Source organism: Streptomonospora nanhaiensis, assembly GCF_013410565.1.
Classification (GTDB): Bacteria; Actinomycetota; Actinomycetes; order Streptosporangiales; family Streptosporangiaceae; genus Streptomonospora; species Streptomonospora nanhaiensis.
Window position 1 is genome coordinate 5,394,464 of the sequence record NZ_JACCFO010000001.1, and the last position, 12,232, is coordinate 5,406,695.

Genomic DNA, 12,232 nt, shown 5'->3' on the forward strand with positions numbered 1-12,232 from the left:
GTTTACCGGACCACGGTGCCGTTCTCGGGGTGATCGGCGGTGACGGGGTGCATGGCGCGGTAGCGGCTCGGGCTGAGCCCGGTGTGCTCGATGAACGCCTCCGTCGCCCGCGATCGGCTCGACCAGCCCACGCGTCGGCCAGCGGCAGCGACGGGCAGGTCGGTCTCGCGCAGCAGCCGCGCCATCTCCTGCACCCGCAGCATGGTCAGGTAGGCGATCGGGGTCTTCCCGAACGCCTCAGCGAACACCCGGGTGAGTTGTTGCGGAGATAGCCGCACGGTCTCGGCCAGTTCGCCGAGCGTCCACGGGTGCGCGACGTTCTCGTGGAGGGCTTCGCGCGCGAGCATCGCTTCACGGCGCAGCGGCGCGAACCGCCGGGTACGCGGCAACACGGGACGCGAGCGCGCCCGCTGCAACGGCGTCAACCGCACCGGCGAGATACGGATGTGAGGGGCGAGGACATCCATCACCGCGAACCAGAGCGCCTGCAACCTGTTGAACCGCTGCGGGAAACAGCCCTCAATACTGAGGGCGACCATCTCGTCCAGCCACGGCATCACCATGCCCGCCCGGTCCCTGCCCAGGCGCAGGACCTGTGCCGGCTCGGAGTAGACCTTCTCGGCAAACCCTTGCGCGTCGAGCCGATCGTGCAGGACGGTCGAGTGCTGCCAGAAGAACTGATCGAGTGCGAAGTCGGTATCGACGTGGATCGCGGTGAGAGTGACGTAGTCTTCGGGTTCGGCGCTGAACAACACGTTCGGGCCGATCAGGATCGCATCACCGAAGCTGACCGGCTGGTGCCCGAACTCGCTGAACACGATCGCCGACCCCGACCTGACGAACACGAGCTTGAGACAGTCGTAGACCATCGGCCCGACCGGACGACGGATTGAGCGGGTGCGGGCCAGGACTGGCAGAAACCGTCCGCGGTCAGGGGCCTTTACCATCCGCACCGGTCGGCGCTGATCCGCAGAGCGAGCAATGGCTCGACGCTGTCCGCGCTCGGCGTGGAGAGCAGAGCCCACGCCGCAGATATCATCTTCTTTGAAGCGCCGCGAATGAGTGTTCTGACCCATCGAGCCGATCAGTCGTCGAGCAGAGGGTTGTACTTCATACTCAGGCTGCGTTCGAGCCCGGCGGCTCCGGCCAGGATGATGAGTGCCACGTTCGTCCAGCCCGGTAGCGTCAGTGCCGGGACCTCGAACGACGGCAGTCCGACGAGCGGCGTCAGGTTCCCGGCGAGGTTGATCAGCTGGGGAAGCTCGATCCCGAGTACAGCCAGTAGGACGACGAGCGAGACCCAACCGACGACTCGGCTCGCGGTAGGGTGAGCGGTACCGACCCGCGCCCGCCATGCCTCGGCCGTTCCTTCGGCCGGTGGAAGCTGCACTGTGCCGCCAGTTTCGCCCTGTCGCAGGCGAACGTACTTCATGCCGGCCTTAGCGACCGCGGCCTCGATCCGTACGCCACCGCCGAGATGGAACGTGGCACGCCCGCGAGCAGTGTCGACGAGTCGCCCGTTCCGGTAGAGGCGGATGCGCTCGTCCAGGTCGAGGTAGTGAGCGTCGACGACGTAGGTCGCCCCGTCGTGCTCGGTCTCGAAACGGCCCCGGACCAGCCCCTCCCCGCGCCGCAGCGGCCGCAGGACCTCGGACTCATTCGCCATGGCCGCCCTCCGTGTCGTCAGTCGTGCTCTTGCCGAGCCCGCAGGCCAGCGCCGCGTCTAGGACCCGGTGTGCCTCGTCGGCCCCGAGATGGCCGTGCAGGACTTCACTCGCGAGCCCGCTGGCCGTCGCAAGCAATCCATCAGAGATCATCTCCGGGGACGTGATGCCGGCTGCTTCCAGCGCGGAACCGGGTCTGCGTAAGACGAGCGCAACCTGATCGACCAGCAGCATGCGCAGCTCTGCGTGACCCTCCAGCAGTGCCCGCCCCAACGCCGGCTCGGTGAGCGCCAAGGTCTCAAACATGGTGACCACACGGAGATCTCTGAAGTCCTCGGGACTCCGCGGGATCATCGTGCGCAGAATCGCCGCGACCACCTCCGCAGGGCTCGGCTCGACTTTCGCGAGCGTCGCCTCCACACGAGAACGCGCCCTATCCTGCACAGCATCGAAGCAGGCCTGCACCAGCCTGGCGCGGTCGGTGAAGTAGTGCTGGACCCGTCCCGGGGATACATCCGCGGCAGCAGCGACCCGACGGAACGTCAGCGACTCGAGGCCCCCCTGCTCGACCGCGGTGCCCGCTGCATCGATGATCGCTTGCCGGACCACATCGTGATCGCGTCCGCGCCCTCGCGCCACAGTCCATCTCCCTTCCTTCCGCAGTGTAATACAAGTGTATCGAAGTAAGTACGCGGTGTCCATCCCTTCTGGCAGGCGGGCGACGGCGGCAGGCCGACATTGGCGCTCTACGGTCACTTGGCGATTTCAGAGCCGTGGGAGCGACCGGACGCCAGGCGCGGTGTCAGGGTTCGGCCACGGCCGAGCCTTGAACCCCGGTCGCGAAGGGTGCCGGGCATTGGGGAGCGGAGAAAGCTGTCACATAATCTTCTTGATTCCCGGGATCGTGCGCACGACTGCAGCGAGCAGCCAGCAGGCCGGTACTGCCAGGAGGAGCAGGACGCCGAACTTCGCGATCGCCGGAGCCGTGACGTCCCGAAGCATCAGTGCAAGACCGACCAGGATTGCGGGATGAATGACGTAGACGGTGAACGCGTTCGCCGACAGAAACCTCCGGATCGGTCCGGTGTCCGGCGCGAGTCGTCTGAATATCACCAGCACTACCACGCTGAGCCCGACGCCGAGCGCGGCCGTGAGAACTCCCGCCGCGACCGCAGACACGCGAGGGTCGGGCGACATCATCCCAGGCGCGAGCGCTGAAAGCGTGACTGCGGACAGGGCTGCGGTCATCGCGGCGACTGAGGTGGGCACGCGTTCCAGCCATCGATGCCGGGACGCGAGCACGCCAGCGGCAAACATCAACGCGTACTGCGGAAGAAAGGACGGCGTCGGCAGACCCACGACCGGCCAATGAGTGCCATCGGGAACAATGAGCCGCCAGGCCGCCCCCGTTGCCGCCATGACGGCCATGAGCGCGAGGAGTTGGACGACGGCAACTCCGAGGCGAAGTTCGGAGGCGGTGTCCCGGCCAGGTGGAGGGGTTCTGCGTGCGGTGCGGTAGATGGCGTAGATCAATGAGAACACCAGCAGCACTTCGAGGAACCAGGCCGGTCCCGCATCGATAGTGCGAAGGTAGTGCAGAGCGAAGGGCGGCCGGTCCGAGTCGAGTAGCCAGGAGTGGAAGTTGGCAAGTGGCCGCACGATCAGCACGAAGCTGAGCAATGGGAGACCCAGACGGATGAGCCGATCCTGGGCGAATGTGCGCGGCCCGTGTCGGTCGACCGACACAGGAACGAAGTAGCCCGAGATGAGGAAGAATAAACCCATGAACCAGGTCTGGTTCAGCACAACCAGCGCGTCTAGCGCATAGGCCGACGGATCCTGTGGGGGCTCGTTGTAGAACCAGACGGGGATGTTCCCGTAGGTGACCGCGCAGTGGTGCGCTATGACCAGGACGGTAACTGCCACCCGGACCGTGTCAATCCACGGCAGTCGAGGACGAGCAGCGGCCTCGGCGCGGTGCAGCCCCCGCAAGTTCGGTTGAGACTCTCTATGCATCAGATTGGCATCCTGTCTTTGTTCTCGGCGGTGAACTGTCGCGGCATAGCCGAGTTGGTTCGCATTGCTGTGGCGTGGGCAGAGACCCTGCAGGGCTTTGCCCGCCGAGGCCTAACCTCCGTTTGGGGGCTGCGGGCTTACCCCCGGGCGTCACAGCACTACGATACAATTGTATCGTTCAGGGTGTGAAGTCGATGGTTGCATCGTCGGGGTTGCGTGCATCGGGGGTTGCTCCTTCCGGGGTGGGGCGGACTGCGGGTGCGGAGAGCAGGCCGCGGACGTTCTCGATGACGACGAGCTCGGGTTGTAGCGCGTCGATCGCGGCCGCCATGTGCGACCAGAGCCCGGAGCGCGTGCCGGGTGCGAGGCCGGCGCCTTTGCCGACCGTGCTCACGTCTTGGCAGGGAACCGTCCGATCAGCACGTCCACCGGCAGCACCGTCGCCCAGTCGACGGATGTGATGTCGCCGAGGTCTGGGAAGCCCGGCCAGTGGTGGGCGAAGACGCGGATGGAGGTGTTGGTCTCGGAGAACCAGATCGTCTCCCCGCCGGTGGCGTACTTGACGGCAAGGTCGAGGCCGCCGTAGCCGGAGGACAGCGACCCGACCTGGAGAGGGCGGCCGCGAAGGGGATGGTCGTCGCGCATGAGGTGGCTCCGCAGGCTTCGTGAACTCGGGATCTCGACGCGACTGAACGGGCGCCGACGCTCCGGGCTGAACACCTGCCAGGTGTGCCACCAGACGACCGGCGCGTATCGAATGACCGCAACCCGAAGCGTCTTCGGCCGACTGCCTCCTCGAACCCGCGGCAGCGCGCGACTCGACCTCCTTCGTGACCGTCGCTCTCGCCGCCCCAACGAGCCGCCACACGTCTTTCAACAGAGGTAAAAGCGGCTTAATCGCACCAGAGGCTAGAGCCCGCGAGACCCCCGAGCGGGTGAACGACGACGCGCCGGGTGGAGTCCATCTGCGAACTGTGCGACAATTGTCGCACCATCAAGTGTGCGATTCTTCTCGAACGATTGGAGGCGGTGGATGCCTCCCCGCACCTATGAGCACCCCGACACCTGTGACATCGCAATCCCGCGTGTCCTCTTCGCGTTGAGTGAGCCGCTGCGGTTGAACATGGTGCGGATGCTCGCCGATCGAGGCGAGGTGGACAGCATCGAGCTGGGCCCCGACCTGCCGCGCTCCACGCTCACGCATCACACCAGTTTGCTGCGTGAGACCGGGGTGGTGTTCGTGCGCGCCGAAGGTCGCAAGTGCATGATCCGGCTGCGCAACGACGATCTCGAACAGCGGTTCCCCGGGCTACTGAGCACCGTGCTCATCGGCTACGAGCGCGCCGGGAATGACGAGGCGGGTGCGTGATCCGCAAGGTCTGGCCGCTGGTCGTCGCAGCGATCGCACTCGGTATCGACGCCTACGTGCTCGCCGGGGTGCTCCCTCAGATCGCCACCTCCCTCGCCACCACGGTAGCGATGGTCGGTCTGGGCGTCACCGCATTCACCGCCGCCTACGCCATCGCCGGCCCTTTGCTCTCGGGGCCGCTGACCCGCCGCAACACCGCTCGCGCACTCCTGATTGCGCTCGGTGTGTTCAACCTCGGCAACCTCATCACCGCCATTGCACCGAGCGTCGAGGTCTTCCTCGCCTCTCGTATCGTCGCGGGCGCCGGTGCGGGCATTCTCACCGCCGTCGCGACTGCAACCGCTGCGGCGATTGTCACGGATGAGGAGCGCGGCCGTGCGATGGCGATGGTGACGTTCGGTCTTTCCACCGGGACCGTGGCTGGCGTGCCGGTCGGATGCTCATCGGGCAGAGCGCCGGGTGGCGGTGGACTATGGGTCTGGTCGTGCTCATCGGTGTGCTCAGCATGGCCGCCCTCGCCGTCCGCGCGCACACCCTTCCGCGGCTCGCCGCTGCCGGGAGCGAACCCGCGTTCCGTGTACTGCGGTCGGGCAGGGCCAGTGTCGGGGTCATCGCGGCGTTCCTGCTCGGCGTGGCGAGTCTCGGCCTTTACACCTACCTGCTGCCCATGGCCGAAGCGCGAGGACTCGCCGACTGGGGCTTCGCCCTCGTCTGGGCCTGGGGTATCGGAGGCGTCACCGGCTCCGCGCTCGTCGGCAAGCCCCTGGACCGTTACGGTGCGAAACCGCTCCTACTCCTCCTCCCTGTCCTGCTCGCGTTGAGCTTCGCGGCAGTCTGGCTATTCACTTCGCCGATCGTATGGCTGATCGCCGCCGCGGTCTGGGGCGGGACCGGTTGGGCAAGCGTGCCCACCCTGCAACAAGCGCTCACCGCCGATCGGCGCCGACAGTCCATGCCGATCATCGCCCTCCAGATGGCCGCGATGTACCTCGGCTCCGCCGCCGGCGCGGCCATCGGCAGCAGCTTGCTTACCGCCGGCGCCGGCGCTGCCGACCTCGCAGCCTGGGCACTCCTCCCGGCACTGCTTGCATTGGTGCTGACCGCCTGGATCGCCTTCGCGGGACCGCGTCGCCCAACGGCTTCAGCAAGTACGAGCGAGGACCGCACAGCCACGCTATAACCCCGACGTGATGTGGAGAGACAACAGCTACGCTCGACCACGCGGTTCCATGCGTCATGGCACGTCGGCTACGAAGGGTCGCATGTCGCGATATCGGCTCGGTGCGATCCCCGTGTGCGCGAGGAAGGCCTCAGTCGCACGCGAGCGGCTACGCCAGCCAGCCGCCGCCCGGCTGCCGCAACGGCGATGTGTTTCGCGGAGCAGACGCGCCATTTCCTGTACTCGCAGCATTGCGAGGTAGGCGGTCGGGGTCGTACCGAAACGCGGTCGTGAACAGGCAGGGGAGCTGGTTCGGGGAGAGATGCACGAGGTTGGCCGGTTCCATCAGCGTCCAGGTACCGCGTCTGGGCTGGCATCGGTGCGGTCGCAGTCGCCGTTGCGGGCATCCTCGCTGGCGAACCGGCGTCACCGCAGCGCGTGATGAGTCTCGCCGCGACGATCCTCGGCATCGTCGGCCTGAAGCTGCTGGATGGTGACGTGGCAACTCCGCCCGAACCCGCTCGGTCTCAGACTAGGTCGTAGGTGATGCGGACGAGGCCCTCGGCTGTCACGTGCGATCCGCGCACGCGCAGCGAGCGCTCTGGCGTGCCCTCCCCGAAGAGCGGCACGCCCTCACCGAGGATCATCGGCGCGATCGACACCGTCAGCTCGTCGATCAGTCCCCGACGCAGGAAGGAGCGGATGGTCACGCCCCCGTCGACGTAGACCTCGCGGGCGCCACGGGCGGCTAGCCGCTCGGCCGCCTCGTCGACGGTGCGGACCAGCTCGATGTTGTCGTCGTCGGTGTCGAGCGCACTGCTGAGCACCAGCGTTGTCAGACCGGGGAAGGGCCAGTCGCCGAACGTCAGCACCTTCTCGTACGTGTTTCGCCCCATCACCAGCGCGTCCATGTCCGGGAAGAACGTCTCCCATACCAGGGCGGGGTTCGCCGCGCTCGTCGTGACGTGGCCTCTGTCCGTCGGCAGACTTTCGAGCCACCGCACGTCACCATCCGGTCGGGCGATGAAGCCATCGAGGCTCATGGCGAGGAAAGAACGACCACGCCAAGTGCGACCAAGTGTCATTAGCTCTCCTCTCGGGTCGTGGAGTTGCCGACAGCAACGAGCGCCGCCGTGATCTCCTCCGGGGACGGAAGCGAATCCGGGTCCAGGAGCGCCTGCATGGCGAGACCGACGATGAGCGCGTGGACAATGCTGCCCGCGGCTTCGCCTCGTTCCCCTGCCGCTGGCGGGTCGTCCAGTACGAGTCCGGCCAACTCACGCCGGGCCTCGCCCGTCGCGTACGCGAGCGATTCTCGGATGTCCTCGGCAAATGCGGCATGTGCGAAGGCCTGGGCGCTCGCGACTAGCAGTTCCCGGTGCTCCGGCATCGACGACAGCAGCGCACGAAGAGCGATCGTCAGCCGCTCCGACGAGCTGGACGCTTGCGCGTTCTGCACCGCAGCCGTAATGAGGTCACCCCATTCGCTCTGGGCCTCGAGTGCGGCGAGGTTCATCAGGGCGTCCTTGGACCCGAAGTGGTAACCAATCGACGCGAGATGAGATCCCGCAGCCGTTGCGATGTCGCGCGCGGTGGTGCGGTGGTACCCCTTCTCGACGATGCAGCGCTTTGCAGCCTTGAGCAGATCTTCTCGTTGAGTCACGACGGCATGCTATCGTACGTACGTATAATTTGACGTACGTACGAACGGAAGGCTCATACAACATGTCCTCCACAGCGCCGCCCCACGCACGTGCCACCGCTAGGACGTGGGTGGGCCTCCTGCTGCTACTTCTGCCAGCGCTTCTGGTCTCCATGGACATTTCAATCCTGTTCGTGGCCGCGCCGGAGATCTCCGTCGCATTGGAGCCCACCGCCTCGCAGATGGTGTGGGCGATGGACATCTATGGCTTCGTGATTGCGGGACTGCTGCTGCCGATGGGTGGTCTCGGCGATCGGATCGGTCGGCGGCGGCTGCTCATTATCGGCGCGGTCTTGTTCGGCATCGCCTCCGCCTTGCTGGCTTTCGCGCCGACGGCGGAGATCCTGATCGTGGCAAGAGCAGCCCTCGCTGTCGGGGGAGCCACGCTCGCCCCCTCCACGTTGGCCCTGATCCGAGACATGTTCGCGTCGGAGCGACAGCGAGGCGTTGCGGTGTCGGCGTGGACGGTGGCGTTCGCCGGTGGGTCGGTGCTGGGACCCATCGTGGGCGGGGTGCTGCTGGAGCACTTCTGGTGGGGGTCGGTCTTCCTCGTGAACGTTCCCGTGATGCTGGTCTTGGTCCTGGCGGCACCCTGGTTGCTCCCGGAGTCGCGCAGCACCACGCCGCATCCGTACGATCTTCCGGGAGCCGCGCTCGTGACCGTGAGCATCATCGCGGCGGCGTTCGCGGTGAAGCATACGGTGTCCGAGGGGCCCGATGCCGCATCCGCGGTCGCGGTCGTGCTCGCTGCGATCGGGGTCACCGCGTACGTCCTGCGCCATCGACGCATCGCCTACCCGCTGATCGACGCATCGCTGTTCCGTAACAGGCGCTTCAGCGCGGCGGTGGCGGCCAACGCGACAGTCGCATTGGCGCTCACCGGCCTCGGCTCCCTCGCCTTCACGTTCGTGCAGACGACCCACGCGCTCAGCGCGCTGCAGGCGGCTCTGTGGGCGCTGCCCGCATTCGCCGGCACGCTCGTGGGTGCCGGTGTCGCCGCGGCCATCCCGGCCAGCTTCCCCCGCGCGGCGATCCTGGTCATCGGTGTGGCGATCGCCGGAGCGGGGTTCTGCGTCGTGGCGTGGTGGGGTGTGCCGGGCACGCTGTGGACGTTCCTGCTCGGCTACCTCGTGATCACAACGGGCGCCGGTCTGGCCACGCCGACGGCGAGCGCGCTCATCCTCTCCGAGGCGCCGCCGGCGCGCACGGGGAGCGCATCCGGTCTGGCGGAGAGCAGCACCGAACTCGGCGGCGCGATGGGCATCGCGATTCTCGGGACGGCGGCGGCCACGGTGTACACCCGCGCCATGCACGAGCTCGCGCCGTCGGAGCCCCGAGCATTCGAGACGGTCGGCGGCGGCATGGAGGTCTTCCGGGGTGACGCGGAGATGTTGCAGGCGGTGATCGCGGCCTATGGGGACGGCGTCGTCACCGCCTCGCTGATCGGTGCCGGGGTGTGCCTGCTCGCTGGCGTCGTGCTGGCCGTCGCCCTTCGGCACCGTTCCGCCGGCTCCTCGGCTGACACCAAAGCGTCTGCTGTGCCGTGATACAGAGGACGAGCGGGTCGAACGGAGGAAGGAGATGAGGATGACCGACGACACATTCTTGAACGGCATCGCCGACGCTCTCGCGGCTCTGCCGACCGTGGAGGGCGTCGCACTCGGCGGCTCGCGCGCGCAGGGCACCGCCGCAGAGGGCAGTGACTGGGATCTGGCGGTCTACTACCGTGGCGCGTTCGATCCTGAGCATTTGCGCGCCGTCGGATGGGAGGGCGAGGTGTCCGCCGTCGGCGGGTGGGGCGGAGGTGTGTTCAACGGGGGAGCCTGGCTCACCATCGGGGGGCGCAGGGTCGACGTGCACTACCGCGACCTCGATGTGGTCGAAGCGGAGATTGCGCGTGCTCGGCGCGGCGAGTTCGATGTCGAACCCCTGATGTTCCACCTCGCCGGGATTCCGACCTACCTGGTCGTCGCGGAGCTGGCGCTGGGGCGGACGCTGCGTGGGGAGGTGCCCGCCGTCGACGAGTTCCCCGATGCGCTTCGCCGTTCCGCGTCGGCGCGGTGGTCTCAGATGGCGGAGCTCACCTTGGCGTACGCCGCCGCCAATCACGCCCCCCGCGGCATGGTGACCCAGTGCGTGGGGTCGATAGCGGTCGCCGCATGCCAGTTCGCCCATGCCGTCCTCGCCGCGGAGGGCACGTGGACGACGAACGACAAGAGGCTGCTGCATGCGGCCCGCCTGCAGGAGATCGACGGGGTGATAGCGGCGGCCGACCATGGCACACTCGCAGATGTCGTGGCTCAGGCCGGCACCCTTGCCCGCGCCCGTCTGCAGAGCGCGACGGCTCACATCGCTGACGGGATAGACGTTGCGTGACCGCGAGCGACGAGCGAAGATCGCCGACCGAGCGGGACGGTCAGGAGCCGCTTGATGGCGACACGGCGCGCCTGGCCGCGCTCGTCGCCCGCCCGGCCGTGCGTCGATTCGATCCCCAGCGGAGCGTCTCCTCGTCGACGGTGGCGCACCTCGTCGACATCGCCCGTCGGACCGGATCCGCGCGAAATCGGCAGCCGTGGCGCTTCGTCGAGGTGCGCAACCGGAGGATGCTTAAGCATCTGTCGCATCTGGGCGCTTACGCCCAGTTCCTCGCGCGGGCGCCCGTGGCCCTCGCGATCGCGTCGGAGGACAACGGGTTCGCCGACACGGAGTTCGATGTGGGGCGCGTGACGCAGACGATCGTCCTGGGCGGCACCGTCGATGCCGTACGCGCCGCCGGAGACCACGATCTGCTCCGCGTGCGACGCATCGTGGGCGAGCTCGCCGGCGACGTGATCGCCGTAACTGGTCGAGGCCAGTGAACCGGTGATCGTCATAAGCGCGCCCTTTTGCGTCTGATGCAGGATCCTGTTGGGCGGCATCGACGGACCATTGGGCACCGCGCTCGGCGTCCCGCAGAACGTCTGGCGCGGTCCCGTCGGCCAGGCCGCCGCGGACCTCCGAGAAGGGGCGACGGTTCCTGGCGTTCATCAACGAGCCCGACTCCCTCGCCGCGGACCCGCCAGCATCGCTGTGATGGCCGGCGAGCCCGTCGACGTCGACGGCGTCCCACCCGGCCGGAGTTGCCCGGCCTGCGGTGAGCCGCTCGAGCCCGGTCACATCGACGACTCGCTGCAGCTGGTCTGGCTCTGCCCCTCCCACGGCCTCATCGAACGCACCATCGATCCGCTGCGGGGGCAGTGACGCGCGAGCTCCCGTCCGGGCCACGCCGGCCGTGGTGTCGTCGGGGTCGTCTATGGTGACCGTGATGGCCGACACTCCCACCCCACCGATCAGCATCTCGCTCGACGGGTTCTCCGAGGACTACGACGACCCGGAGCTCGCAGGCGCGTTGTCGTTCATGATCGAGCAGCAGGGACTGCTGCAGACACTGGTGACGGGGATCGTCGAACTGCTCCCGGACACGTCGCTCTGGCGGTTGACGCTCACCGGCGACATGGTCGCGACCGTGAACCGGGTCACCGAACGCACCGACGACAACCCCTACACCACGGACCGCGGCGCCGGTCATGCCGGGGCGATCACGCTCCCGCACGACGACGGCACGTTCGACGACATCGTGGTCTCCGCGAACGTCCTGTTCGCCACCCGGGAAGACGTCGGGTCCGTCGAGGCGCTCATCGAGCACGTGATCGCCGCGGCCGAGCACCTGAGCCGGCACGAAGCCGGGCATGCCGCGCTGCGGCTGCGTGGCGAGGACGCGGACGCTTACCAGGACGTCGAAGGCCTGAGCAACAGCGACGCGGCTTGCCGCGAACCGCTGGCCGCGCACGTCGACGACAACCGCATCGAGCAATACACCACCGTCCACGCGCCCTCGCCGTTGCACCATGTCGACAACCTCACGGATGCGATCGCGCACTTGCGCGCCGAGCTCAACGAGGCCAAGCGCACCTGGCGCGCCGATATCGGTGAGGCCGCCTACCGGACCCTCAACGCCGCGAACGGGCTGGTCCGCGTCCTGGCCTATCTTGCCCCCGAACTCGGGCTCGACGAGAGCGGCAAGCCCCGTCGCCCCGACCCGCTGCCTGCCGGCTGGACCGAATACGTCGAAGAAAGCTGGGACGCCTGGAGTCTGACCTTCCACCGGCTGCGGCCCGTCGACGAGCCCATGACCGTCGAGGAGCTCGGCGCCGTGCTGGCCGATCTCTGCCGGCTGATGAACGCATGGCTGCGGTCGGTTGGCGTCGACTGGGGCCTCACCGACGACGACCAGGAATACATCTTCTGGGAGAAGACCAGCTACTAGCCGGGTCTCCAAGCCC

General features: G+C 67.5%; 14 protein-coding genes and 3 pseudogenes. 7 read left to right on the forward strand and 10 right to left on the reverse strand.

Annotated elements, in window-relative coordinates:
- Window positions 1–2 precede the first annotated feature (2 nt).
- The 6 genes from HNR12_RS23970 to HNR12_RS27970 all read right to left on the reverse strand — a co-directional run bounded on the left by HNR12_RS23970 (window position 3) and on the right by HNR12_RS27970 (window position 4,325).
- On the reverse strand, window positions 3–869 hold the full coding sequence (locus tag HNR12_RS23970; protein WP_179769673.1) for a helix-turn-helix domain-containing protein: 867 nt from the start codon (window positions 867–869) through the stop codon (window positions 3–5).
- Window positions 870–1,084: 215 nt separating this feature from the next.
- Window positions 1,085–1,666 (reverse strand): hypothetical protein, encoded by a 582-nt coding sequence (locus HNR12_RS23975; RefSeq protein WP_179769674.1) that lies wholly within the window; start codon window positions 1,664–1,666, stop codon window positions 1,085–1,087.
- Window positions 1,656–2,303 carry a TetR/AcrR family transcriptional regulator gene (locus tag HNR12_RS23980; protein WP_179769675.1) on the reverse strand — a complete coding sequence of 216 codons (648 nt, stop codon included), beginning with the start codon at window positions 2,301–2,303 and terminating at the stop codon, window positions 1,656–1,658. Before HNR12_RS23980 ends, HNR12_RS23975 begins: the two co-directional genes overlap by 11 nt.
- 237 nt (window positions 2,304–2,540) lie before the next feature.
- Complete coding sequence (locus HNR12_RS23985; protein WP_246425165.1) at window positions 2,541–3,680, reverse strand: acyltransferase family protein; 1,140 nt, start codon at window positions 3,678–3,680, stop codon at window positions 2,541–2,543.
- A 178-nt stretch (window positions 3,681–3,858) separates the two neighbouring features.
- Complete coding sequence (locus HNR12_RS27965) at window positions 3,859–4,074, reverse strand: DNA cytosine methyltransferase (protein WP_217781741.1); 216 nt, start codon at window positions 4,072–4,074, stop codon at window positions 3,859–3,861.
- Complete coding sequence (locus tag HNR12_RS27970; protein ID WP_217781742.1) at window positions 4,071–4,325, reverse strand: DNA cytosine methyltransferase; 255 nt, start codon at window positions 4,323–4,325, stop codon at window positions 4,071–4,073. Before HNR12_RS27970 ends, HNR12_RS27965 begins: the two co-directional genes overlap by 4 nt.
- Before the next feature lie 388 nt (window positions 4,326–4,713).
- On the opposite strand from HNR12_RS27970, the gene HNR12_RS23995 reads away from it, so the two are divergent.
- Together HNR12_RS23995 and HNR12_RS29615 are read left to right on the forward strand one after the other, a co-directional pair.
- Window positions 4,714–5,049, forward strand: coding sequence for an ArsR/SmtB family transcription factor (locus HNR12_RS23995; RefSeq protein WP_179769677.1), 336 nt, complete (start codon window positions 4,714–4,716; stop codon window positions 5,047–5,049).
- A 68-nt stretch (window positions 5,050–5,117) separates the two neighbouring features.
- A pseudogene (locus tag HNR12_RS29615) lies at window positions 5,118–6,229 on the forward strand (MFS transporter).
- Between the two features lie 54 nt (window positions 6,230–6,283).
- Here the strand turns inward: HNR12_RS29615 and HNR12_RS29835 are convergent.
- From HNR12_RS29835 to HNR12_RS24015, 3 genes are all read right to left on the reverse strand, one after another.
- Window positions 6,284–6,532, reverse strand: coding sequence for a helix-turn-helix domain-containing protein (locus HNR12_RS29835; protein ID WP_217781761.1), 249 nt, complete (start codon window positions 6,530–6,532; stop codon window positions 6,284–6,286).
- Window positions 6,533–6,735: 203 nt separating this feature from the next.
- Window positions 6,736–7,251: a dihydrofolate reductase family protein gene (locus HNR12_RS24010; protein ID WP_217781744.1), complete on the reverse strand. Its 516-nt coding sequence runs from the start codon at window positions 7,249–7,251 to the stop codon at window positions 6,736–6,738.
- A gap of 41 nt (window positions 7,252–7,292) precedes the next feature.
- Complete coding sequence (locus HNR12_RS24015) at window positions 7,293–7,871, reverse strand: TetR/AcrR family transcriptional regulator (RefSeq protein WP_179769679.1); 579 nt, start codon at window positions 7,869–7,871, stop codon at window positions 7,293–7,295.
- A gap of 110 nt (window positions 7,872–7,981) precedes the next feature.
- On the opposite strand from HNR12_RS24015, the gene HNR12_RS24020 reads away from it, so the two are divergent.
- The 3 genes and pseudogenes from HNR12_RS24020 to HNR12_RS29840 all read left to right on the forward strand — a co-directional run.
- Window positions 7,982–9,457, forward strand: a complete 1,476-nt coding sequence (locus tag HNR12_RS24020; protein ID WP_308251253.1) for an MFS transporter — start codon at window positions 7,982–7,984, stop codon at window positions 9,455–9,457.
- A gap of 40 nt (window positions 9,458–9,497) precedes the next feature.
- Window positions 9,498–10,286 carry a nucleotidyltransferase domain-containing protein gene (locus HNR12_RS24025; RefSeq protein ID WP_179769681.1) on the forward strand — a complete coding sequence of 263 codons (789 nt, stop codon included), beginning with the start codon at window positions 9,498–9,500 and terminating at the stop codon, window positions 10,284–10,286.
- Window positions 10,287–10,384: 98 nt separating this feature from the next.
- Window positions 10,385–10,501, forward strand: a pseudogene (locus HNR12_RS29840) (nitroreductase family protein); the annotation flags it as partial.
- Window positions 10,502–10,693: 192 nt separating this feature from the next.
- Here HNR12_RS29840 and HNR12_RS29845 read toward each other — a convergent pair.
- Window positions 10,694–10,828, reverse strand: a pseudogene (locus HNR12_RS29845) (hypothetical protein); the annotation flags it as partial.
- A 154-nt stretch (window positions 10,829–10,982) separates the two neighbouring features.
- Here HNR12_RS29845 and HNR12_RS24035 point away from each other — a divergent pair.
- Window positions 10,983–11,150, forward strand: a complete 168-nt coding sequence (locus tag HNR12_RS24035) for a hypothetical protein (protein ID WP_179769682.1) — start codon at window positions 10,983–10,985, stop codon at window positions 11,148–11,150.
- A gap of 64 nt (window positions 11,151–11,214) precedes the next feature.
- A complete protein-coding gene (locus HNR12_RS24040) occupies window positions 11,215–12,216 on the forward strand; it encodes a hypothetical protein (RefSeq protein WP_179769683.1) in 1,002 nt (333 codons plus the stop codon).
- Window positions 12,217–12,232: the final 16 nt, after the last annotated feature.